Source organism: Luteibacter rhizovicinus DSM 16549, assembly GCF_001887595.1.
In the GTDB taxonomy this organism is placed as follows: domain Bacteria; phylum Pseudomonadota; class Gammaproteobacteria; order Xanthomonadales; family Rhodanobacteraceae; genus Luteibacter; species Luteibacter rhizovicinus.
Window position 1 is genome coordinate 1,228,752 of record NZ_CP017480.1, and the last position, 20,543, is coordinate 1,249,294.

Genomic DNA, 20,543 nt, shown 5'->3' on the forward strand with positions numbered 1-20,543 from the left:
GTTACAGGGCGTCGATCGACTGTTTCGTCATCTCCCTACGGGCTTCGCAAACGCGGCGGGTGAAACTAAACGGCAAATCTGGGATCGTTCCTCTGAAAGAGCTCGGCGGGACGGGTGATGATCGCCCAGGCCATGCGCGCGATCTTGTTGGCCAAGGCGACGGTAAGCTTGTTGACGTGAACACGCTGACTGAGCTGATCTAACCACACGCCTAACCGGTTTCTTGACCGGTCCATGTGCATGACGCACGATCGCGCGCCATGGATGAGCAAGCGCCGGACGTAACTGTTTCCCCGTTTACTGATACCGAGAAGGTGTGGCTTCCCTCCTGTCGAGAACTGCGCCGGCACGAGACCCAGCCACGCAGAAAGGTCACGCGCTCGTCGGAATTGCCTGCCATCACCGACCGCAGCGATGAGCGCCGTGGCGGCGAGCGGACCGATGCCTGGAATCGTCTGCAGGCGGCGGGCGATATCGTCTCGATCCGCAAGGCAAAATGACCCGGCAACCTCGGGTTATGGTTGGCACTAACTAACGGGGGGTCGACACAAGGACGACATCGTACATCGCACGCTTTACTTGAGACTTGGCCGTATCGGAATCCTGGCAGCTTTCGATATGGGAGCACAAACTGTCGAGGGATCTGAATTTTTTCCTCAGTTTCAGCACTTCCCACTGCATCCCATGCAGTTCGCCGAACTTGGCGCGAATCTGTTTATGAAGGCGCGGAAGTTCAATCGCGATCCCAAGCTCTTTTTTTCAGGGCACCCATCCGGCGTCTCGATGCATGTCATCCCGATTGCAGGTCTTTCCCTTCAGCCGGTTCTCCTCGACATAGAGGTCGAAGAGATGGCTGAAGCGCTTTCCTTCTTTCTCCGCGTTCCTATGACGGTTGTCATGCCGGAAGCGGGGATGCGCGTGACGTTGCTCCGAAATGCGGACGGTTCGCGGCGATATGTCGACTCAAAGCAGGATGTCATCGCTGCTGATTACCCCTTACTCCCCCAGGTTCATCCAATAGCGGAACGCGTCGGTCGCCGAACCGATGAGCTCGCCGCGCGCGGATTAAACACAGCAACGTTGATACGCCTGGCCACGGCAGTCCGAGGGCTACCGAGCGCGGCGCCGCCCTAAGCGGGTCCACACGCTCGGTTTCCGGCAAAGGCCACGGTGCAGGTGGGTGCCCTTAGCCCAGCCATAACACCGAGATCGCCCCCTTTACCCCAGCAATTCCCGGCAATCGCCTTCGTTCGTCACCAAGATTAAGGCCTGTTTTCATCGAGTTTCGCTTCTGGTCAAGTTAAAATTACCCGACAACGAGCCACGCGAATCCGGTGCGCGGAACGAAAAAGCGCGGGCCATATGGCCCGCGCTTTTTCGCACTCACGAAGCTATGCAGCGACTAGCTTCGCTGCCGAGCGACAACTTCACGCTTTCCTGCGGGAGCCAGCAGGTCCGACTTTCGCAACGATAGCTTCCCAAGGGCGTCCTGCAAGGCGTCGCGCGCCGACGGTTGCAGGCATCTCGGGTTATTGCACGACCAACACGTGCTCGAATTGCCGCCAGCGGCCATGCAAGTGTTGTAGTGGGACAGGCAGCTGTCACAGGTCTCAATGGCGCGGACGGGTGTCGATGTCGCGAAGCCGGCAATCATCAGCCCGCAGGCAATCGCAGGTGTCAGAAACTTCATATTCAAAATCCTTCTCGTAAGGGAATGAGTTCGCTAGCCGCACTTGCCGACGCTTCCCGGGCATCCACCCCTGGACCCTTATGCCCCTCGGACCGACTCCGCGGCTAAGGGAAGGTAGCGTCTTCGCCCTCACTCGTCCGTGACGCCGCGCACCGTCCACGTTAGTGCTGAATGCGACACCGAAGACGGCGAGACCCTGCCTGTGTCAGGCCGTAGGGGACAACAGGTCATCGATCCCCACACGCCAGAACAGCTCCCGCCTCACCCGGTCGGCCACCCCATTCACAATCTCGGCGCCGTCCTGGGAGGGATCCACGTGAACCCGAAACGGCCGCTTGCCGAACGGCAGGTTTACCACCTCGACGATCTTCGTCGCGACCTCCCCCGCGTCCGCATCCGCCGGCTCGAGCGCGGCCAGACCGTGCAGGATGCGGTCCGGCATGCCAGCGTAAGGACCATCCATGTATTCGGCGGCTCGCGTTTCATCCGCAGGCTTCCCGGCATGGGCGAAATGGTTCGTGCCCTTGGTGAAGGCGCCGGGGACCATGATCGAGGTCTCGATGCCCCAGCGCGCCAGCTCACCGGCATAACTCACGGCGAGGGAATCCATCGCCGCCTTCGCCGCGAAGTACGGGGCGAGGAACGGCGGCGTGCCGCCACGGACGCTGCTGCTCGACACCCACAGCACCAGGCCTTTTTTCTGCCTGCGCATGACCGGCAACGCGGCACGATTGACCCGCTGCGTGCCCAGCACGTTGACGTCGTAGAGCTGCGCGTATTGCTCCGCCGTGAACGCCTCGGCGGGACCGAAAACCATGTGACCGGCGTTGTGCACGAGCACGTCGAGGTGGCCGTCGCGTTCGACGATCGTCTTCACCGCGGCTTCCGCGGAAGCCTCCGAGGTGACATCGAGTTCGACCACGCGAAGATCGATGCGACGGTCCTTTGCTTCCTGGAGCACCGCATCGGCGTTGGCGGCGTTACGTCCCCCGATATCGCGCATGCTGGCGTAGACGGTATGCCCTGCCTCGGCCAGGGCCCGTGCCGTCAACAGGCCAAAGCCGCTCGATGCACCGGTAATCAAGATGATCTGTTTCATGAGAAGTCTCCTGATAAGGCCGGCGTCAGACGATGCCGCCATTGGCGCGGAGGACCTGGCCGTTGACCCAGCCGCCATCGGCGCCAGCGAGGAAGGCCACGGCGGCGGCGATGTCGTCGGGCGTGCCCAGGCGTTCGAGCGGCGCCAGTTTGGCGAGGCGGTCGACGAGCTCGGGCGACTTGCCGTCGAGGAAGAGGTCGGTAGCCGTCGGGCCCGGCGCGATGGCATTCACCGTCACCCGACGGCCGCGCAGTTCGCGGGCGAGCACCATGGTGGTCGCTTCGATAGCCGCCTTCGTCGCGGCATAGGGGGCATAGCCCGGCTGCAGCAGGCCGACCACACTGGAAGAGAAGTTGATGATGCGACCGCCTTCGCGGATGCGGGTGGCAGCCTCACGCATCGTGTTGTAGCTGCCCTTCACGTTGATCGCGAAGAGACGGTCGAAGTCTTCGTCCTTCAGGTCGGCCACGTTGGCCAGGGCCATGACGCCTGCATTGTTCACGAGCACGTCGAGCCCGCCATAAACTTCCTGCACGGTATCGAACAGGCGACGCACCTCGGCGGACTTCGAGACATCGGCCTGGGCGCTGATCGCCGTGCCGCCCGCCGCTTCGATCTCGCCGACGACCGCCTCGGCCGCCTTGGCGCTGCCGGCGTAATTGACGACGACGGTGAACCCGTTACGAGCGAGACGCTTGGCCACGGCCGCGCCGATACCACGCGAGGCGCCCGTCACGATGGCGACTTTCTGGGTGTTCTGGTTCATCTCGGTTCTCCGGTACCGGCGACATTGCCGGGCGAGAACAGGATGGGCGTTGTCGACGCCCGGATAATCCCGCAGGATATGACTTCACTATTCCTTACGCTGGAACAATCCCGTGGACCGCTTCGACACCATGCGCCTCTTTGTCCGCATCGTTGAGCGGCGCAGCTTCACCCTGGCGGCGTCCGACCTGGACCTGCCCCGATCGACCGTGACCCAGGCCATCAAGCGCCTGGAGACCCGGCTCGGCGTGCGGCTGCTCCAGCGAACGACGCGTCATGTCAGTCCCACGCTGGACGGCGAGGCCTACCACCGGCGATGCGTCACGATCCTGGCCGAGGTCGAGGATGCCGAGAGCGCTTTTCTCGACGCGCGACCGACCGGGCTGCTCCGGGTGGATATGCACGGTACGCTCGCCCGCACCTTCGTCCTGCCCGACTTGCCCGACTTTCTTGCCCGCTATCCGGGCCTGCGCGTGCATCTGGGCGAAGGGGATCGCTGGGTGGATCTCGTGCGGGAAGGCGTGGACTGCGTCCTGCGCGTGGGCGACCTGGCAGACAGCAGCATGGTCGGCCGCCGTATTGCCATGCTCGAAGAAGTGACCTGCGCCAGCCCGGCGTATCTCGAACGCCACGGCGTACCGCAAACCCCGGACGATCTCGATGGCCATCTCGCCATCGGGTTTCTCTCGACGGCCACGGGAAGCACGCTTCCGCTGGAATTCGTCCAGAACGGCGAAGTCCGCCTGGTCAACCTGCCTTCCGTCGTGACGGTGACCGGCGCGGATACCAATATCGATCTCGCGCGCATGGGTCTGGGCCTGATCCAGGTGCCCCGCTACCACCTGGCGGACGACCTGGCTTCGGGGCGGCTGGTGCCGGTGTTGCCCGACTACCCACCCACGCCGTCGCCCGTCTCACTGCTGTATCCACACAATCGACAGTTGTCGCCACGCGTGCGCGTGTTCATCGACTGGGTGACGGCAACGTTTGCCGCGCGAGCGCGCGACGGCGTCACTTCGCTCTGAGCGAAGTGACGGTTGCCTCGGATCAGTTGTTCTTCAGCGGAACGGTTTCGAAACCCGCCTTCGGGTTGCTGTCGCCCTGCGTGGGCGGCGGAGGCGTATTGCTACGCGACGGACCGACGTTGCGGCTGCCGCAGGTGTAGGCACCCCAGGGCTGCGAGCCTTCGCTCGGATCGGCCAGCGGCTTCACCGTGTCGGCACCCATCTTGGCGGCTTCGTTACGCGCGAGAACTTCCAGCTCGTCACGAACCTTCAGGTCGTTGCGATCCACCGGGCCGACGCGGTTCATGACGGAGACGGTGACCTTGCCCTGCTCCTTGCAGCTGGAGACATCGCCGTTCCAGGCGGTGCGGACGTTACGCGCACCGTCGTCGAGCTTGATGCCCCACGAGCAGGCGGACAGGGCGAGAGGAACGAGGAGGACGAGAGCCTTGCGCATGTGTAACTCCGTGGAATCGATCGCTGCCTATGCTAGCCGGACTGTCGTGAGGGCGCGATCTTCTTCGATCGCGCCCTCACGACCACTCACTTCGCCGGCGAGGGTGAGCTTTCACCCTTGGCAGGCTTGGTCGCCTTGGTCGCTTTCGCCGCCTTGGCGTGTGACACGTCCTTGGCAGGGTTGCCGTCGGCATCGACGACATGCACCTCACCCAGGTTCAGTGCGCGTACGGGCGCCTCGATCTTCCGCAGGTCGCCGACAATGACCCAGGTCAGCGCATCCGGATGGATGACGGCCGTCAAGGCGTTCTCCGCGGCCTTGCGGTCGACGCCTTCGATGCGGCCCTTGAGGGTCTGCACGTAATCGTCCGGACGGTCATAGATGACGATGCCCGTCATCGCACCGAGCACGGCGGAGGTCGTCTCGAAGCTTCCTGGCAGTGCACGAACTTTCTGAGCCCGGATCTTCGCGATTTCGTCGTCGGTCAACGGCTTCGTCCCGATGACAGCACGCGCTTCCTTGAGGATTTCCGCGGCGGAATCGGCCGTCTTGTCGGTCTGCACCGGCGCGTAGAACAGCATCGGTCGCTGGTTCTGGGCGTCGGACAGCATGCTGCCTGCGCCGTAGGCCCAACGCTTCTCCTCGCGCAGGTTCATGTTGAGGCGAGAGGTGAAGGTGCCGCCGAACGCAGCGTTGGCGATGCCGAGGTCGAGCGCGTTCTTCGCCTTGGTCGACGGTGCGAGCAGACCAGCGAGAATCAGCGACTGCGATGCGTCGGTGCGATTGATCAGGAAGACGCGCGGCTTGGGCTGCTCGGCGACCTGGCCGACATTCTTCGTCGGCATGGCGCTTGCGGGTGCCGCCCAGTCGCCGAACGCGGCATCGAGCTGCGGCAGGATCTGCGCCAGCGTGGTGTCACCGGCGACGAGGATGCGAACGTTGTCCGGACGCAGGTAGTCGCGCTGGAAGTTGGCGAGATCCTCGGCGGTGAGCGACGCGATCGCCTTCTCGGTGCCGCTGCCCGTGAACGGAATGCCGTAAGCATGGTTCTTGCCGTAAAGCAGGGGCGGCAAGGTGCGCAGGGCGAGGCCGGTGGGCTCGGTTTTTTCCTGTGCGATACCCGCAAGCCACTGGCCACGCACGCGCTCGATATCGTCGGCCTTGAAAGCCGGATTGCGGACGATATCGGCGAACAACGCCAGCGACGGCGTGAGTTCGGAGTTCAGCGCGTTGAGGCCGACCGAACAGTTGTCGAGCGAGCAGCCGGAACCGATGATCGCGCCGAGACGCTCCTTGCGGCGGGCCACTTCGACCGAGTCCAGCGTCTTGGTGCTTTCGTCGAGCAGGGCCGAGGTGAAACTGGCCGTGCCTAGCTTGCGGCCCTGATCCGCCGCATAGCCGGCATTGAACAACAGGCTGATCTGGGTGACCGGCACGGTGTGGCGCTCGGCAAGCACCACTTCGATGCCGTTCTTCAGCTTGCCGCGCTGCAGTTTCGGGAACGAGAGATCGGGGAAGCTATCGACCGACGGCACGCCCTTGCTGCGGTCCACGGTCGACTTGCCGACGGTGTAGGTCTTCGCGGCCGGTAACACGGCGGCCGGGCGACCTGCGGCGTCCTTGAGGCCGGCTACGGCCTTGTCCTCGGCGGCGGGGTCGAATCCTGGTGCGGCAGGCAGCACGGTGAGCGTGTAGTCGCCCTTGGACAGCCAGGTCTTCGACGAAGCAAGCACGGAGGCGATCGTGGCGTCCTGCGCGCGCTGGAGATCCTTCTTGTACGCCTCGGGATCGTTACGGTAGACCTGGCCCTCGGCGAGGATCACGGCCTTGCCGCCGGAGCCACCGACCTTCTCCAGACCGCGGACGAAGCCGGCGCGGTTGCTGACCTTGGCCCGTGCCAGCTCGTCCTCGGTGGGGCCAGTCGCCATGTAGTCCTTCCAGACATCGGCCACGGCAGCTTCCACCTTCGCCGGATCGACGCCGTTCTTCACGTCGACGGTGAGCTGCACCTGGCTGGCGAGCGCGAAGGGCGCGATGCCCAGGCTCACGTCGTCGGCGAGTTTGTCCTGATAGACCAGGCGCTGGTACAGACGCGAGGTCTTGCCGCCGCCGAGCACCGTGGTGGCGAGGTCGAGCTGGATCGAGTCGTCGCTACCGAGCTGGGGCACGACCCAGGTGCGAACGATGCGGGTCTGGGCGACCTGGTCGTGCTGCGTACCGCGCGTGGAGGTTGCCACGGGCGTGATCCACGGCTGCTGGCGGGGCACCGGCGGGCCGGCGGGAATGTCGCCGAAGTAGGTCTCGGCCTTGGCCTTGGCCTGCGCCACCGTGATATCGCCGGCGAGCACGAGCGTGGTGTTGGCCGCCCCGTAGTAGCTGTTGAACCAGTGCTTCACGTCGGCGAGCGAGGCCGCATCGAGATCGGTCATCGATCCGATGGTGTCGTGGTGGTACGGGTGGTTGGCCGGGTAGGTGTTGACCAGGATGTTCTCGTCGACGCGGCCGTAGGGACGGTTCTCGTCCTGGCGCTTCTCGTTCTGGACGACGCCACGCTGCGTATCCAGTTCCTTCTGGCCAATGGCACCCAGCAGGTGGCCCATGCGGTCGGATTCCATCCACAGGGCCATGTCCAGCGCCGTGGTCGGCACCGTCTCGAAATAGTTGGTGCGGTCGAACCAGGTCGTGCCGTTCATATCGGTGGCACCGGCCAGCTCGAACGGCTGGAAATAGGTGCCCTTGCGGTTCTCCGAGCCGGAAAACATGAGGTGCTCGAAGAGGTGCGCGAAGCCGGTCTTGCCGGCTGGCTCGTCGGCCGAACCGACGTGATACCAGATGCTGACCGCGACCACGGGCGCCTTGTGATCCTCGTGGACAACGACGGTCAGGCCATTGGACAACTGGAACCGCGTGAAGGGGATATCCGGGATGGCGTCGGGGGAGGTCGTGGCCGCTCCGGCGACCCCGACGGACATCAGCCCGGCAACAAGCAGGGCGAAACGATTCTTCATGGCAGCTCCAGTGAACCTCGATGGTTCGATTCCTCCGAGGCTAGCCCGCGCGGTCCATCGGACGCAATCAGCCTTCATGCATGGTCCGGACGGTGTCCGCTTACGTGTGATCAGTGTCCGCGGACAGCAGCGTTCCGCGAGGCCACCTGACAAACCTCATACGAATCAGCTGATTGCACACCCTTAAAAGCTGGCACGGCGTTTGCGTTACTAGTCCTGCCAAACCGGGTGGCTTTCTTACCCGGCACCGATCCGGAGAACGCCATGAAGTACGAAATGCTGATGCTGCGCAGCCTGCTCGTCACCTCGATGCTGATCTGCGGCATGACCCTCGGCCAGATGTTCTGACCATCCGCCACGCACCTTCTTACGGAATCGACACCATGAACCACGAACTCCTGATGCTCCGCAGTCTCCTGGTCGCCTCGCTCGTCGTCTGCGGCCTCATCCTGGGCAACATGCTTGCCTACACCGGCAACCCGGTCCAGCTGGCTGCGGTCGGTACGACGGCCCACGCCGCGATCAACGGCTGCGGCGTACCGCCGGATGGCATCGTCTGCCCCCGCATCGCCTCATAATGGGGGTATGCCCCATGTCATCCTCTTCCGACCCGAAATTCCGCCCAACACGGGCAACGTAATCCGCCTCTGCGCCAATACAGGCGCGGCCCTGCATCTGGTGCGACCGCTCGGCTTCGAGCTGGACGACGCCCGACTCCGCCGCGCCGGCCTGGATTACCACGAGTTCGCCAGCGTCGCCGTTCACGACGACCTGAACGCCTGCCTCGCCGAGATCGGCCATCCACGGGTATTCGCCTTCTCGACCCGCGGCCAGCACCTGCACACCGACGTCTCATTCGCCGAGGGCGATGCGCTGCTTTTCGGCTGCGAGACCGCGGGCCTGCCCGACGATGTGCTCGATGCGATTCCCGAAGCACAGCGTGTGCGCCTGCCGATGCGACCGGGCAACCGCAGCCTCAACCTGTCCAATGCGGTGGCCGTCGCCGTGTTCGAGGCGTGGCGGCAATCGGGGTTCGACGGCGCGTCCTGAACGCGTGGATGCCGCTCCGCACCGGCCGGCGGGCTACAATCGCAGCATGACTTCCGATCGTCCCTCGGCTGAGGCCGGCCCCAATCGATTCCTGCCCCGCCCGCTTCGCGTCCTTGCCGGACGCGCGATGGAAGCGGCACTCAACCGCGCCGTCGACCTCGACCCGGACACCCGCTCCCGCCTGGACGCCCTCGATGGTCGCAGCGTGCAGGTGCATCTGAGCGGTCCCGAGCTGGCCTTGCGGATATCGGTGCAGAAGGGTCGCCTTCGCGTCGGTCCGCCGGAAGAAGGCGGCAGCCTGCGCGTCACGGCATCGCCGGGCAGCCTGTTGGCCATGGCCATCCGCCGCGACGACGACGGCGTGGCGCCGGGCAAGGTGGATATCGCGGGTGACGCCGAACTGGCTCGCCGCCTCGAGAAGCTCACTCGCCACTACGCACCGGACGTTGAAGAGGCATTTGCAAAGACCTTCGGCGACACCGTCGGGGTGCCCCTGGCGAAGGCGTTTCGCGACGCCTTCGCCCACGCCCGCGAGACCGTCTCGCACCTCACCGAAGACGGTGCCGACTGGCTTCGTGACGAGGGTCGTGTCGCGGTCGCTCCCGGTGAAGCCGATGCCTTCCTCGACGGTGTCGATGACGTGCGCGAGCGAACCGAACGGGCCGAAGCCCGCCTGGCCCGCCTCGAGCGCGCACTGAAGGGGCGTCACGCATGACGCCGCTGCGTCTGCTGCCGCGCCTGATGCGCGTTGCCGCCATCCTGCTCAAGTACGACCTCGACGATCTCGTCGATGGGGCGCACCTGTTCCGGCCGCTGAAACTCGTTCGACCATGGTTTCCCAGCGCACCTGCCGATGTTCGCGCCCTGCCACGCGGCGCGCGCCTGCGGTTGGCCCTGACCGACCTTGGCCCGATCTTCGTCAAGGCCGGCCAGGTCCTGTCGACGCGGCGCGATCTCGTGCCGGCCGACATCGCCGACGAACTGGCGCTCCTGCAGGACCAGGTCCCGCCCTTCCCCGGCGCCGAGGCCCGCGCCATCGTCGAGCGCGAACTGAAGGCCTCGGTGACGACGCTGTACGCCAGCTTCGACGAGACCGCCCTCGCCTCCGCGTCGATCGCCCAGGTGCATGCCGCCACGCTGCATGACGGGCGCGCCGTCGTGGTCAAGGTGCTGCGCCCCGGTATCGACAAGCGCATCGCGCGCGATGTCGATCTCCTGCACACGCTTGGGGAACTCGCCCAGCGCTGGCATCCGAACGCCGACAAGATCCGCCCGCTGGAAGTCGTCGCCGAAGTCGAGAAGATGCTCTCGAACGAGCTCGACCTGCAGCGCGAAGGTGCGAGTGCCAGCCTGCTCCGGCGTAACTTCGCCAGCGGCGTCGACCTTTACGTGCCGGAAGTGCATTGGGACTTCAGCACCCAAGGCGTGCTGACGCTGGAACGCGTGTACGGCGTGAGCGCCGACGACATCGCCGCCATCGATGCCGCCGGCCTCGATCGCAAGCATCTCGCCGAGAAGGGCGTGCGCCTGTTCTACGAGCAGGTGTTCCGCGACAACTTTTTCCACGCGGACGCGCATCCCGGCAACATCTGGGTCGACCTGTCGCGCGTCGACGAGCCGCGCTTCATCGCGCTCGACTTCGGCATCATGGGTTCCCTTCCGGAAGCCGATCAGTACTGGCTCGCCGAGAACTTCATCGCGCTGTTCGAACGCGACTACGCGCGCATCGCGCAGCTGCATGTCGCGGCGGGCTGGATGCCATCCACCGTCCGCCTCGACGAACTCGAGGCGGCCGTACGCACGGTGTGCGAACCCTACTTCACGCGTCCTCTCGCGCAGATTTCCATCGCCGAGCTGGTGGTGAAGCTGTTCCAGACCGCGCGGAAATACGAGCTCACGCTGCAGCCGCAATTGATCCTTCTGCAGAAAACGCTGCTCAATATCGAAGGTGTCGGGCGCATGCTCGATCCCGAGATCGATATCTGGGCCGTTGCCCATCCCGTGCTTCGCCGCATTCTCCGCGAGCGCTACAGCGTGCGCGCTACGCTGCGCGACGTGCGCCGCCGGCTGCCGCAATGGATCCAGACGGCGCCTCGCGTGCCCGAGCTCGTGCGGGATGCGTTGCGCCAGGTCGCCAGCGGCCAGCAACAACAGGTCGCCGATCCGCTCGCGCTTGCCGTCGCCCGGGACGACGCGCGCCGCATGCGCCGACTCGTGGCGTGCAGCCTGCTCGGTTCGTCGCTGCTCGTCTGCGCCGCCCTGGTCGGTACGCTCGCCGCGCGCGGCATGTGGCCGGCGATCGCAGCAGGCATTGCGGGCGTGATCGCCTTCGTCGCCGGCTGGCCGCGTCGCGTCGCCTGATCGCATGCTCGAGATCCTCTATCAGGACGACGACATCGTCGCCGTCAACAAGCCGGCTAATCTCGCCGTCCATCGCTCGAAGTTCGTCGGACCCGACGATGCCTTCCTGATCGACCTGCTCCGCGAGCAAGTCGAGGGCAAGCTTCACCTTGCCCATCGCCTGGACCGCGCAACCTCGGGCGTGTTGCTCGTCGCGCGTTCGCCGGAAGCCGCCAGTCAGCTCGGCGAGCAGTTCATGGGGCGCAGCGTGCGCAAGCGCTACCTCGCCGTGGTACGTGGATGGCCCGACCCCGACGCCGGCACGATCGACTACCCGTTACCGGGTTCACGCGATACCGGTCCACGACGCGATGCGACAACGGACTACAGGCAGCTCGGCACCACGGAAGTCGACATCGCGCTAGGTCGTTACGAGAAGCAGCGTTACGCCTTTGCCGTGGCCGAGCCGCGCACCGGGCGCTTTCGCCAGATCCGCAAGCATTTCGCGCACATCCATCACCCGATCATCGGGGATAGCCAGCACGGGCGTGGCGATCACAATCGCCTGTTCAAGCAGTATTTCTCGTCGCACCGCCTGCTGTTGCACGCGGCGCGGCTGGAGTTCGAGCATCCGGTGGATGGGCGCCCGATGGCGATCGACGCGGGGCTGGATGAGACATGGCTCAAGCTGCTTGAGCGGTTTGGCTGGGCGGATGCTTATGGCGCTCAGACGGAAGCGTGGAAGGTGCCGAGCTAGCAGGCAGCCGGCTTGGCCTCCCCCGGCGGAGTCCCGCGTCGCACCATGCATCGGTGAGCCGCGCTGCTAGAATCGCCCGGCCATGCTTATCGTCACCGCCAGCATCACGATCCCTGACTCCGAACTGGTCGAGCGCTTCATGCGCGCCGACGGCCCGGGGGGCCAGCACGTCAATCGGACGGAAAGTGCCGTCGAGTTGCGTTTCGACGTCGCCTCGTCACCGTCACTGCCGGACGAAGTGCGCGAACGGCTCCTCGCACGCCGCGACCGCCGCATGACGGATGCAGGCGTGATGGTGATCCAGGCACGGCGGTTCCGTGACCAGGGTCGTAACCGGGACGACGCGCGCGACCGTCTGGTCGATGTGATCCGCGAAGCCACGGTCGTGGCGAAGAAACGTGTCGCGACCAAGCCCACGCGCGCTTCGAAAGAGCGACGCCTTGTAGGCAAGACTCAGCGTGGCCAGACCAAGCGCGGTCGCTCGCGCGACTGGAGCAACGATTGAGCCCCTACCCGGAACATCTCGCACCGAATATCCCATCGCTACCGAATTCCTGGTGGATGAGACTTAGCCGCTGGGCGATTCGTCGTAGCGGCTGGCGCCTCGTCGGTGAACTGCCGAATCTGCCCAAGGTCGTCGTCATCGGCGCACCGCATTCGTCTTATTGGGACGGCGTGTGGGGCCTGCTGATGAAATCCGCCATGGGCCTGGACCTCGGTGTGATGATCAAGCGCGAAGTTCTCAACGGGCCCTTCGGGCCGATCGTACGTCGTCTCGGCATGGTGCCGATCGATCGCAAAGCCGCGACCGACGTCGTCGGCCAGATGGTCGAGCGCTTCGCCACTCGCGAGAAGATGTGGCTGGGCATCGCCCCGGAAGGCACACGCAAACCGGTCAAGCAGTGGAAGTCGGGTTTCCTGCGCATCGCGCGCACGGCGAACGTTCCGATTGTTCCGATCTTCATTGACTACCCGACGAAAACGTTCACCGTGGGCTCTCTTATCGAGACGACAGGCGATACGGAAGCGGACATGACGCGCATCCGCGCCATGTTCGCCGGGTATCAGGGCAAGCACCGGGCTGCCTAGCGCGTCCGACAATCAGCCGAGCGCTTTGCGATAGGTGAACGAGTACAGGTTGGGCATGCCCACTTGATTGACCACGAGGACCCTGTATGTCCCCGGGCCGACGGTGGCGGACAATGACAGTCCACTATCGATCGTGCGCCAGTCGCCGTTCTCGAATCGTTGCAGGTATGCGGTCAGCGACGTGCTGCCGCTCGCTGTCGCGAAGAATGGGCTTGTGCAGTTAGTGGTCCAGCTGAGCTGCAGGGATGTCTCGTTCGCGACAAGGCGCCCCTGCGATGTCGCAGCCTTGGGATAGGCAAAGCGGCGTTTTTGCACTGATTGTGACTTGGCGAAAGACGACCCCGGATGGAATGCGAGGCACATCGCGAACGATGCGAATGCACCGGTCGTGATGATCTTCAATGCGGTCTTCATACTCACTCCCGAACTAGCGCGTCGTTGCGCATATGAACGTTACTTGCGACTAAATCGACCACGCACCAGGGATAGCCCGCGATCGGCGTAAGCGAACCGCAATGAGTTCGTGGCGCCATCGAAGACCCACAAAATTGGCGACATTCCCTCGCGAACGTCGCGCAACACACCGACTTTCGAACTTGATCGCGCGCAGGCACAGTCGTTGAACCGACGTGCATTAAAGGGCGAACAATGCAGGTGACAAGCGGTTTGGGCGGCTCCACGCCAGCGGGTAACCTGTGGCAAGTTCAGCATCGTCGCCGACCCGAGTGTGTCTATAAAGATGTGCCGATCAGAAACGGCGAGATCCGCGATGTCGCCCGAACGCTTCCGGATGGATTAAAGGAACGTCTTCGGACAACAGACATCCGCTCTATCGATCCTCTCGAACTATCTGACTTGGCCAACATGCTGCACAGTGAGGGCTATCTCTCGCATGACGCTACGATGCAGCTAGGCTTCTTTCAGCTCGATGTGAAGGGTGTCTTCGATCCGCTCGCGAAAACAAAGGATGCGTTCGAATCCCTACGTGCAATAGGTGCTTCCAGATACCCACTGTGTGTCGAACTTTATGAGGCCGCTATCGACGCCATAGAAGGCCTTGAGGCCCTGATCGACTGTCTTAACGGCAAGACGGTCGACGTCTACGCGTAATCACCGTTCGGAATGTCCCGACTCATCGTAATCACGATGAGTAAGCAGACCCGGCCTGATCAGGTCGATGAAGGCCCGCGCTTCCGGGCTGAGGAACTTACCCTTCCTCATCACCACGCCGTAGCTGCGCTGTGGAAAATACTGTCGCAAGTTGCGTACGACCAGGCGTTCACGGTCCGCCTCGGTGATGCAGATGCCGGTGACGATGGAAATGCCGAGGCCCATCGCCACGTACTGCTTGATCACATCCCAGCCGCCGACCTCGATCGCGACCGTGTATGGCACGTGTCGCTGCTGGAACACCATGTCGACAAGGCGGTACGTGGTGAGGCGCTTGGGCGGGAGGATCAAGCCATAGGGAGACAGGTCCTCCAGGCGGATATCCGTTTTCGACGCCAGCGGATGATCGGGCGGCATGATCAGCATCGGGTCGTAGTGGTAGACCGGCGCCCAGGCGATATCGTGAGGCACGTCGATCATCGAGCCGACCGCGATGTCGACCTCGTCGCTGCGCAGAAGTGCTAGCCCATCGCGATTGGTCACGTTGGATAGCGCGAGGTGGACATGGGGAAAGCGCTCCCGATACGTCTTCACCAGTTCGGGCAGCAGATATTGGATCGTCGACGAGCCGGCCGCCACCGTCAGTCGCCCCGCCTGGGCGCCCTTTGTCTTTGTCTGGAACTCGCGATCCAGGTTCTCGAACCCCTCGACCAGGGGACGGGCGAGTTCGTAGAGCGCCTCGCCGGCATCCGTCAGGGTGACGCGGCGGCGGGTGCGCTCCAGCAAGGCGGTTCCAAGTTCCCGTTCCAGCGCTTTCAGCTGAAGGCTCACCGATGGTTGAGACAGGAACAGCGCTTCGGCCGCGCGACTGAGGGTGCCCAGCCGCGTGGTGTACACGAAGGCCCGCAGCTGCTTGAGGCGGTTGCCCTTGTAGTAGAACCGGCCACCTTCGTCGTCCGCAGGTCGGTCCGCCATACGCGGCTTCGCACGCTTCACGACAGCTTTTTTTGCGGAATTCAGCTTGCGGACCATGCGATTAATCTCGATAGATTAATGGGTTATATATAACATTAACATTGTTAATCCAAATCATTGAAACATTTGTTTTGTCAAAATCGTAGCTCCGGACCTAGGGTAAATGCCAGACCCGCACTCCGAGGCACGATCCCATGGCAGTTCCCAAGAGCGTGATCGACCCCCTGGCCGGCGTTCGCTTTGGCGACGGCAGTAGCTCCTACGCGGATGTCCTGAGCCCCGGCGCGATCGCCTTCGTGGCCGACCTCCACCGCCGATTCGACAGCCGCCGCCTGGCCCTGCTCGCCGAGCGCACCGCCCGGCAACTTCGCTACGACGCCGGCGAGCTTCCCGATTTCCGCCCGGACACCCTGGCCATCCGCGAGGCCGACTGGTCGGTCGCCGCCATACCTGACGCCCTGATGGACCGTCGCGTCGAGATCACCGGGCCGGTCGAACGGAAGATGATCATCAACGCGCTGAATTCCGGCGCGAAGGTGTTCATGGCCGACTTCGAGGATTCGAGCGCGCCGACCTGGGCCAACCAGATCGAAGGCCAGCGCAACCTGCGCGACGCCGTGGAAGGCACGATCGAATTCACCAACGCCGAAGGCAAGGTCTACCGCGTCGGCAAGGACCCGGCCGTGCTGGTCGTGCGTCCGCGCGGCTGGCACCTCCCCGAGCGCCACGCCGAGGTCGACGGCGACGTCGTCGCCGGTGCGCTGGTGGACTTCGGGCTCTACGCCTTCCACAACGCGAAGGCCCTTCATGCGCGCGACCGTGGCCCGTACTTCTACCTGCCCAAACTGCAGAGCATGGAAGAGGCGGCGCTGTGGGAATCGGTCATGACCCACGCCGAGACCGTGCTGGGCCTGCCGCCCGGAACGATGAAGGCCACGGTGCTGATCGAGACCCTGCCCGCCGTGTTCCAGATGGACGAGATCCTGCACGCCTTGCGCGATCGTGTCGTCGGTCTGAACTGCGGTCGCTGGGACTACATCTTTTCCTACCTGAAGACCTTCCGCGCCCATGGCGATCGTCTGTTGCCGGAACGTGGTCAGGTCGGCATGACCGTCCCCTTTCTCAAGGCGTACTCGGAACTGCTCATTCGCACCTGCCATCGTCGTGGCGCCTTCGCGATGGGCGGCATGGCGGCGCAGATTCCGATTCGCGGTAACGACGCAGCGAACGACGAAGCCATGGCCAAGGTCCGGGCCGACAAGCTCCGCGAAGTGACTGCGGGACACGATGGCACATGGGTAGCGCATCCCGCGCTCGTGCCGATCGCGCAGGCCATCTTCGATGCACACATGCCCACGTCGAACCAGCTGCACGTGCAGCGCGACGATGTGGTGGCCTCGCGCGACGCCCTTATCGCTCCGGCGATCGGCACGATCACGCGCGCCGGCTTCGACAACAACGTGGAAGTCTGCCTGCGCTATACGGCGGCCTGGCTGGAAGGACTCGGCTGCGTCCCGATCCACAACCTCATGGAAGACGCCGCCACCGCCGAGATCGCGCGTGCGCAGCTCTGGCAGTGGCTCCATCACGAGCCGCTGGAATTCAGCGACCACGCGGTGATCGACTTCGCGCTGTTCGATCACGCGCTGGCCACGCACACGCATCGCCTGCGCGAGAGCTCGCATCCCGGCGCATCGCGCGCCGATCAGGCGGCCGCACTGATTTCCGCGCTGACACACGCCGACGAGCTTCGCGACTTCCTCACCCTGCCCGCCTACGAACACCTGTCCTGATCATCCTCCAAGGAGCCACATCATGAAGACGCATACCGCCGAACAGATCACGCTGGACTGGAAGAACAACGACCGCTGGAATGGCGTCGAGCGTCCGTACACCGCCGAGGACGTGATTCGTCTTCGTGGCACGGTGCAGATCGAATACACGCTGGCCCGCCGCGGCGCCGAGCGCCTTTGGCGCTCGATCCACGACAAGCCGTACGTGAACGCACTTGGGGCCCTGACCGGTAACCAGGCCATGCAGCAGGTCAAGGCCGGACTGCAGGCGATCTACCTGTCGGGCTGGCAGGTCGCCGCCGACGCGAACACCGCCGGCACCATGTACCCGGACCAGTCGCTGTATCCGGTCGACTCGGTGCCGAACGTGGTCCGCAAGATCAACAAGACCCTGCTTCGTGCCGACCAGATCCATCACGCCGAAGGCAAGGACAACATCGACTGGCTGGTCCCGATCGTGGCCGATGCCGAAGCCGGTTTCGGCGGCGTGCTCAACGCCTATGAGCTGATGGCCCACATGATCGAATCGGGCGCCGCCGGCGTGCACTTCGAAGACCAGCTGGCCAGCGCCAAGAAGTGCGGGCACATGGGCGGCAAGGTGCTCGTGCCGACGCAGGAAGCCGTGCAGAAGCTGATCGCCGCACGCCTCGCTGCCGACGTCGCCGGCGTACCGACGCTGATCGTGGCGCGCACCGACGCCATGGGCGCCGGGCTAGTCACCACGGATATCGACGACAACGACAAGCCCTTCCTCACCGGCAAGCGCACGGTCGAGGGCTTCTACGAGTCGAAGCAGGGCATCGAGCAGGCGATCAGCCGCGGCCTGTCCTACGCACCGTATGCCGACCTGATCTGGTGCGAAACGGCCACGCCCGACATGGAGCAGGCGCGCCGCTTCGCCGAGGCGATTCACGCGAAGTATCCCGGCAAGAAGCTGGCCTACAACTGCTCGCCAAGCTTCAACTGGAAGAAGAACCTCGACGAGAAGACCATCGCCACCTTCCAGAAACAGCTGGGCGAGATGGGCTACGCGTTCCAGTTCATCACGCTGGCCGGCTTCCACGCGCTGAACTACTCCATGTTCCAGCTGGCGCGTGGCTATCGCGATCGCCAGATGGCGGCTTACGTGGAACTGCAGGAGGCCGAGTTTGCCGCAGAGAAGGATGGCTACACCGCGGCGAAGCACCAGCGAGAAGTCGGCACCGGTTACTTCGACACGGTGAACCAGGTGATCTCGGGTTCGTTCAGTTCACTCTCGGCCCTGAGTGGTTCGACCGAGGAAGAACAGTTCCATCCGGCGTCGGCGGCCTGATTCAGGCACATCGCTGGCCGCGCCCGAGTCACCGGGCGCGGCCAACTTCGACGCGGGCCTCAGTGCGCCGCAGGCACCAGGGCGATGACCGTCCAACCCGGACGTGGCTCGAGCTCGTGGCGGCTCGAGGCGATACGCAGGTCGCCCTTCTCTTCCACGCCGAACAGCAGCACCGTGCGCGAGCTGTACTGTTCGATGAAGTGAGGCCAGTCGAAGGTCTCGGTCAGGCGTGTCGACTTGATTCGCCAGCCCTCGTGCAGCATCTCGACGAAACGCGCGTGGGTCATGTCATCGGCGAACAGCGCCGTCGCCAGCAGGCTGCCGGCGAGTGACGCGCGGCCATGACTTTCTTCCGGGGAGAGGTTGCGCAGCCGATACACCTTGTCGCGCCCGAACTCTTCGCGGTAGTGGACGCATGCCAGCGAATTGAGCTCGCGGTGCGTCGACATGGCCAGCAGGTTGCCGATACCCGCGAGGTCGAGGTTGCGGTCGGCCGCCTGTGAGTGCGGATTGCCGAAGAACGTCGTCAGGCCTTCCATCCGCGCGGCGCGAATGCCGTTCCAGTCATCGTCGGCGACGACCACGCGCAGGCCATCGATTGCTGCAAGGGCACGCGCCACGTCGCGCGCCACCGTGTCGGATCCGTAGATCAGCACGCCGCGTGGCTCTGGATCCGCGACCGTCAGCCAGCGCGCAAGTGGACGCGCCGTCGCGCTCTGGAACACGACCGTGCCGATGATCATCAGGAACACGAGCGGTACCATTCTGTCCGCACCGACCATGCCGATTTTCTCGAGCCGGATCGCAAACAGAGCGGACACCGACGCCGCCACGATGCCACGCGGTGCAACCCAGGCGATCAGCGCACGCTCGCGCCAGGACAGCGCACTCCTGAAGCTCGACAGCAATACCGAAAGGGGCCGAATGAAAAGTTGCGCGACGACGAAGATCAGGATGCCGGCGAGCAAGGCGCCGTCGGGAAGCGGCCAGTCCAGTCGCGCGGCAAGCAGGATGAACAAGGTCGACACCAGCAAGGTCGTAAGGTGCTCCTTGAAGTCCATGATGTCGTCCATGTGGACGTCGCGCATGTTGCCCAGGGCAATACCCATGACGGTCACGGCCAGCAGTCCCGATTCATGGGCCACCGTATTCGACACACTGAAGGCCGCCAGCACAGCCGCCAGCGTCCCGTAGTTCTGCAGGTATTCCGGAATGATCTGTCGACGAAGCAACCGGCCGAGAATGACCGCCGCGACGCCACCGACGATGACGCCGCACGCGACTGTGCCCAGGAACACCTGGATGGAATGCCCTTCGCGATGGGACACGATCCCTTCGTAGACGAGCACGGCGAACAGCGCACCGATCGGATCGATGACGATGCCTTCCCAGCGCAACACGTTCGCGATGCGGGCGTTCGGACGCACCGTGCGCAACATCGGCGCGATCACCGTGGGGCCAGTGACACAGGTCAGCGCACCGAAGAGAAAGGAGAGCTCCCAGCTGAGACCCCCTATCCAGTGGGCCGCGCCAGCGAGCATCAGCAGAGCAAGGATCGCCCCGTAGGTCACCAGACCGCGCACCGCATGACCGATGCCTTTCAGCTCGTGGAAGCGCAGTGTCAGGCTTCCCTCGAACAGGATCACCGCCACGGCCAGCGACACGATGGGGAAGAGAAGGTCGCCCAGCACCTTGTCCGGATGGAGCAGCCCGGTCACCGGCCCTGCCACGATGCCGGCGAGGAGGAGGAAGAGAATCGCCGGCAGCCGCACCCGCCAGGCGATCCACTGGCAGAGGAACCCGATGCCGAGCATCAGGGTCAGCAGCATTCCGAGTTCGATACCCATGATTTCCCTTGTCCCAAAAAGAAAATCGGCCAACACCGTGAGGCGGGCCGAGAAAGGGACAGCTTAAGGATACTGAGGTGAAGAAAAGGCCGGGCCCCGGTGCTGGAGCGGGGGGAGGGAGGGGTATCCAGCACCGGAGCGGGGCGGGCAGCCCATTAGAGAACCGCCTGGTACAGAACTATCCGCTCGGTCCTGGGATTCGTCAACTAGCCAGTACATGAAATAAGTATTAACTCTTTTGAGTCAT

At 64.1% G+C, this 20,543-nt stretch carries 19 protein-coding genes and 1 pseudogene; 12 read left to right on the plus strand and 8 right to left on the minus strand.

Annotated features, from left to right (window positions below):
* Positions 1–65: 65 nt before the first annotated feature.
* Positions 66–479 (minus strand): annotated as a pseudogene (locus BJI69_RS23105) (transposase); the annotation flags it as partial.
* A 205-nt stretch (positions 480–684) separates the two neighbouring features.
* On the opposite strand from BJI69_RS23105, the gene BJI69_RS05625 reads away from it, so the two are divergent.
* The gene (locus BJI69_RS05625; protein WP_125902992.1) at positions 685–1,134 is read left to right on the plus strand and encodes a hypothetical protein; all 450 of its coding nucleotides are present in this window, start codon (positions 685–687) and stop codon (positions 1,132–1,134) included.
* 761 nt (positions 1,135–1,895) lie between these two features.
* Here BJI69_RS05625 and BJI69_RS05630 read toward each other — a convergent pair.
* Both BJI69_RS05630 and BJI69_RS05635 read right to left on the minus strand, forming a co-directional pair.
* On the minus strand, positions 1,896–2,789 hold the full coding sequence (locus tag BJI69_RS05630; RefSeq protein ID WP_046966500.1) for an SDR family oxidoreductase: 894 nt from the start codon (positions 2,787–2,789) through the stop codon (positions 1,896–1,898).
* Positions 2,790–2,814: 25 nt separating this feature from the next.
* Positions 2,815–3,555 (minus strand): SDR family oxidoreductase, encoded by a 741-nt coding sequence (locus tag BJI69_RS05635; protein ID WP_046966499.1) that lies wholly within the window; start codon positions 3,553–3,555, stop codon positions 2,815–2,817.
* Between the two features lie 112 nt (positions 3,556–3,667).
* Between BJI69_RS05635 and BJI69_RS05640 the strand changes: the two genes are divergently transcribed.
* Positions 3,668–4,579: a LysR family transcriptional regulator gene (locus tag BJI69_RS05640; RefSeq protein ID WP_046966498.1), complete on the plus strand. Its 912-nt coding sequence runs from the start codon at positions 3,668–3,670 to the stop codon at positions 4,577–4,579.
* A gap of 22 nt (positions 4,580–4,601) precedes the next feature.
* Here BJI69_RS05640 and BJI69_RS05645 read toward each other — a convergent pair whose 3' ends face one another.
* Positions 4,602–5,015 (minus strand): DUF4156 domain-containing protein, encoded by a 414-nt coding sequence (locus tag BJI69_RS05645; protein ID WP_046966497.1) that lies wholly within the window; start codon positions 5,013–5,015, stop codon positions 4,602–4,604.
* A gap of 86 nt (positions 5,016–5,101) precedes the next feature.
* Positions 5,102–8,023, minus strand: a complete 2,922-nt coding sequence (locus BJI69_RS05650) for a M16 family metallopeptidase (RefSeq protein ID WP_046966496.1) — start codon at positions 8,021–8,023, stop codon at positions 5,102–5,104.
* A 383-nt stretch (positions 8,024–8,406) separates the two neighbouring features.
* On the opposite strand from BJI69_RS05650, the gene BJI69_RS05655 reads away from it, so the two are divergent.
* The 7 genes from BJI69_RS05655 to BJI69_RS05685 all read left to right on the plus strand — a co-directional run bounded on the left by BJI69_RS05655 (position 8,407) and on the right by BJI69_RS05685 (position 13,259).
* Positions 8,407–8,601, plus strand: a complete 195-nt coding sequence (locus BJI69_RS05655) for a hypothetical protein (protein WP_046966495.1) — start codon at positions 8,407–8,409, stop codon at positions 8,599–8,601.
* A gap of 7 nt (positions 8,602–8,608) precedes the next feature.
* Complete coding sequence (locus tag BJI69_RS05660) at positions 8,609–9,073, plus strand: tRNA (cytidine(34)-2'-O)-methyltransferase (RefSeq protein ID WP_046966494.1); 465 nt, start codon at positions 8,609–8,611, stop codon at positions 9,071–9,073.
* A 46-nt stretch (positions 9,074–9,119) separates the two neighbouring features.
* A complete protein-coding gene (locus BJI69_RS05665; RefSeq protein ID WP_046979259.1) occupies positions 9,120–9,788 on the plus strand; it encodes a ubiquinone biosynthesis accessory factor UbiJ in 669 nt (222 codons plus the stop codon).
* Entirely contained in the window at positions 9,785–11,434 is a 1,650-nt protein-coding gene (ubiB, locus tag BJI69_RS05670; RefSeq protein WP_046966493.1) for a ubiquinone biosynthesis regulatory protein kinase UbiB, read from the plus strand. Before BJI69_RS05665 ends, ubiB begins: the two co-directional genes overlap by 4 nt.
* A gap of 4 nt (positions 11,435–11,438) precedes the next feature.
* Positions 11,439–12,170, plus strand: coding sequence for a pseudouridine synthase (locus BJI69_RS05675; RefSeq protein ID WP_046966492.1), 732 nt, complete (start codon positions 11,439–11,441; stop codon positions 12,168–12,170).
* An 82-nt stretch (positions 12,171–12,252) separates the two neighbouring features.
* The gene (gene arfB / locus BJI69_RS05680) at positions 12,253–12,675 is read left to right on the plus strand and encodes an alternative ribosome rescue aminoacyl-tRNA hydrolase ArfB (protein WP_046966491.1); all 423 of its coding nucleotides are present in this window, start codon (positions 12,253–12,255) and stop codon (positions 12,673–12,675) included.
* Positions 12,672–13,259 carry a 1-acyl-sn-glycerol-3-phosphate acyltransferase gene (locus BJI69_RS05685; protein ID WP_046966490.1) on the plus strand — a complete coding sequence of 196 codons (588 nt, stop codon included), beginning with the start codon at positions 12,672–12,674 and terminating at the stop codon, positions 13,257–13,259. The genes arfB and BJI69_RS05685 overlap by 4 nt, the downstream gene beginning before the upstream one ends.
* 12 nt (positions 13,260–13,271) lie before the next feature.
* On the opposite strand, the gene BJI69_RS05690 is transcribed toward BJI69_RS05685, so the two are convergent.
* On the minus strand, positions 13,272–13,673 hold the full coding sequence (locus BJI69_RS05690; RefSeq protein ID WP_046966489.1) for a hypothetical protein: 402 nt from the start codon (positions 13,671–13,673) through the stop codon (positions 13,272–13,274).
* A 234-nt stretch (positions 13,674–13,907) separates the two neighbouring features.
* Here BJI69_RS05690 and BJI69_RS22225 point away from each other — a divergent pair, with 234 nt between their 5' ends.
* On the plus strand, positions 13,908–14,369 hold the full coding sequence (locus tag BJI69_RS22225; RefSeq protein ID WP_125902993.1) for a hypothetical protein: 462 nt from the start codon (positions 13,908–13,910) through the stop codon (positions 14,367–14,369).
* On the opposite strand, the gene BJI69_RS05700 is transcribed toward BJI69_RS22225, so the two are convergent.
* A complete protein-coding gene (locus tag BJI69_RS05700) occupies positions 14,370–15,344 on the minus strand; it encodes a LysR family transcriptional regulator (RefSeq protein WP_046966552.1) in 975 nt (324 codons plus the stop codon).
* 194 nt (positions 15,345–15,538) lie between these two features.
* Between BJI69_RS05700 and aceB the strand changes: the two genes are divergently transcribed.
* Complete coding sequence (aceB, locus tag BJI69_RS05705; RefSeq protein WP_046966487.1) at positions 15,539–17,137, plus strand: malate synthase A; 1,599 nt, start codon at positions 15,539–15,541, stop codon at positions 17,135–17,137.
* Between the two features lie 19 nt (positions 17,138–17,156).
* Positions 17,157–18,449, plus strand: a complete 1,293-nt coding sequence (aceA, locus tag BJI69_RS05710; protein ID WP_244465216.1) for an isocitrate lyase — start codon at positions 17,157–17,159, stop codon at positions 18,447–18,449.
* Between the two features lie 59 nt (positions 18,450–18,508).
* Here aceA and BJI69_RS05715 read toward each other — a convergent pair whose 3' ends face one another.
* Complete coding sequence (locus tag BJI69_RS05715; protein WP_046966485.1) at positions 18,509–20,296, minus strand: cation:proton antiporter; 1,788 nt, start codon at positions 20,294–20,296, stop codon at positions 18,509–18,511.
* Positions 20,297–20,543 lie beyond the last annotated feature (247 nt).

Bases quoted from the DNA above. Each gene is read 5' to 3' on its own strand.
- BJI69_RS05625 (WP_125902992.1), top strand. From the start codon at position 685: ATGCAGTTCGCCGAACTTGGCGCGAATCTGTTTATGAAGGCGCGGAAG.
- BJI69_RS05630 (WP_046966500.1), bottom strand. From the start codon at position 2,789: ATGAAACAGATCATCTTGATTACCGGTGCATCGAGCGGCTTTGGCCTG.
- BJI69_RS05635 (WP_046966499.1), bottom strand. From the start codon at position 3,555: ATGAACCAGAACACCCAGAAAGTCGCCATCGTGACGGGCGCCTCGCGT.
- BJI69_RS05645 (WP_046966497.1), bottom strand. From the start codon at position 5,015: ATGCGCAAGGCTCTCGTCCTCCTCGTTCCTCTCGCCCTGTCCGCCTGC.
- BJI69_RS05650 (WP_046966496.1), bottom strand. From the start codon at position 8,023: ATGAAGAATCGTTTCGCCCTGCTTGTTGCCGGGCTGATGTCCGTCGGG.
- BJI69_RS05655 (WP_046966495.1), top strand. From the start codon at position 8,407: ATGAACCACGAACTCCTGATGCTCCGCAGTCTCCTGGTCGCCTCGCTC.
- BJI69_RS05660 (WP_046966494.1), top strand. From the start codon at position 8,609: ATGCCCCATGTCATCCTCTTCCGACCCGAAATTCCGCCCAACACGGGC.
- BJI69_RS05665 (WP_046979259.1), top strand. From the start codon at position 9,120: ATGACTTCCGATCGTCCCTCGGCTGAGGCCGGCCCCAATCGATTCCTG.
- ubiB (WP_046966493.1), top strand. From the start codon at position 9,785: ATGACGCCGCTGCGTCTGCTGCCGCGCCTGATGCGCGTTGCCGCCATC.
- BJI69_RS05675 (WP_046966492.1), top strand. From the start codon at position 11,439: ATGCTCGAGATCCTCTATCAGGACGACGACATCGTCGCCGTCAACAAG.
- arfB (WP_046966491.1), top strand. From the start codon at position 12,253: ATGCTTATCGTCACCGCCAGCATCACGATCCCTGACTCCGAACTGGTC.
- BJI69_RS05690 (WP_046966489.1), bottom strand. From the start codon at position 13,673: ATGAAGACCGCATTGAAGATCATCACGACCGGTGCATTCGCATCGTTC.
- BJI69_RS22225 (WP_125902993.1), top strand. From the start codon at position 13,908: ATGCAGGTGACAAGCGGTTTGGGCGGCTCCACGCCAGCGGGTAACCTG.
- BJI69_RS05700 (WP_046966552.1), bottom strand. From the start codon at position 15,344: ATGGCGGACCGACCTGCGGACGACGAAGGTGGCCGGTTCTACTACAAG.
- aceB (WP_046966487.1), top strand. From the start codon at position 15,539: ATGGCAGTTCCCAAGAGCGTGATCGACCCCCTGGCCGGCGTTCGCTTT.
- BJI69_RS05715 (WP_046966485.1), bottom strand. From the start codon at position 20,296: ATGGGTATCGAACTCGGAATGCTGCTGACCCTGATGCTCGGCATCGGG.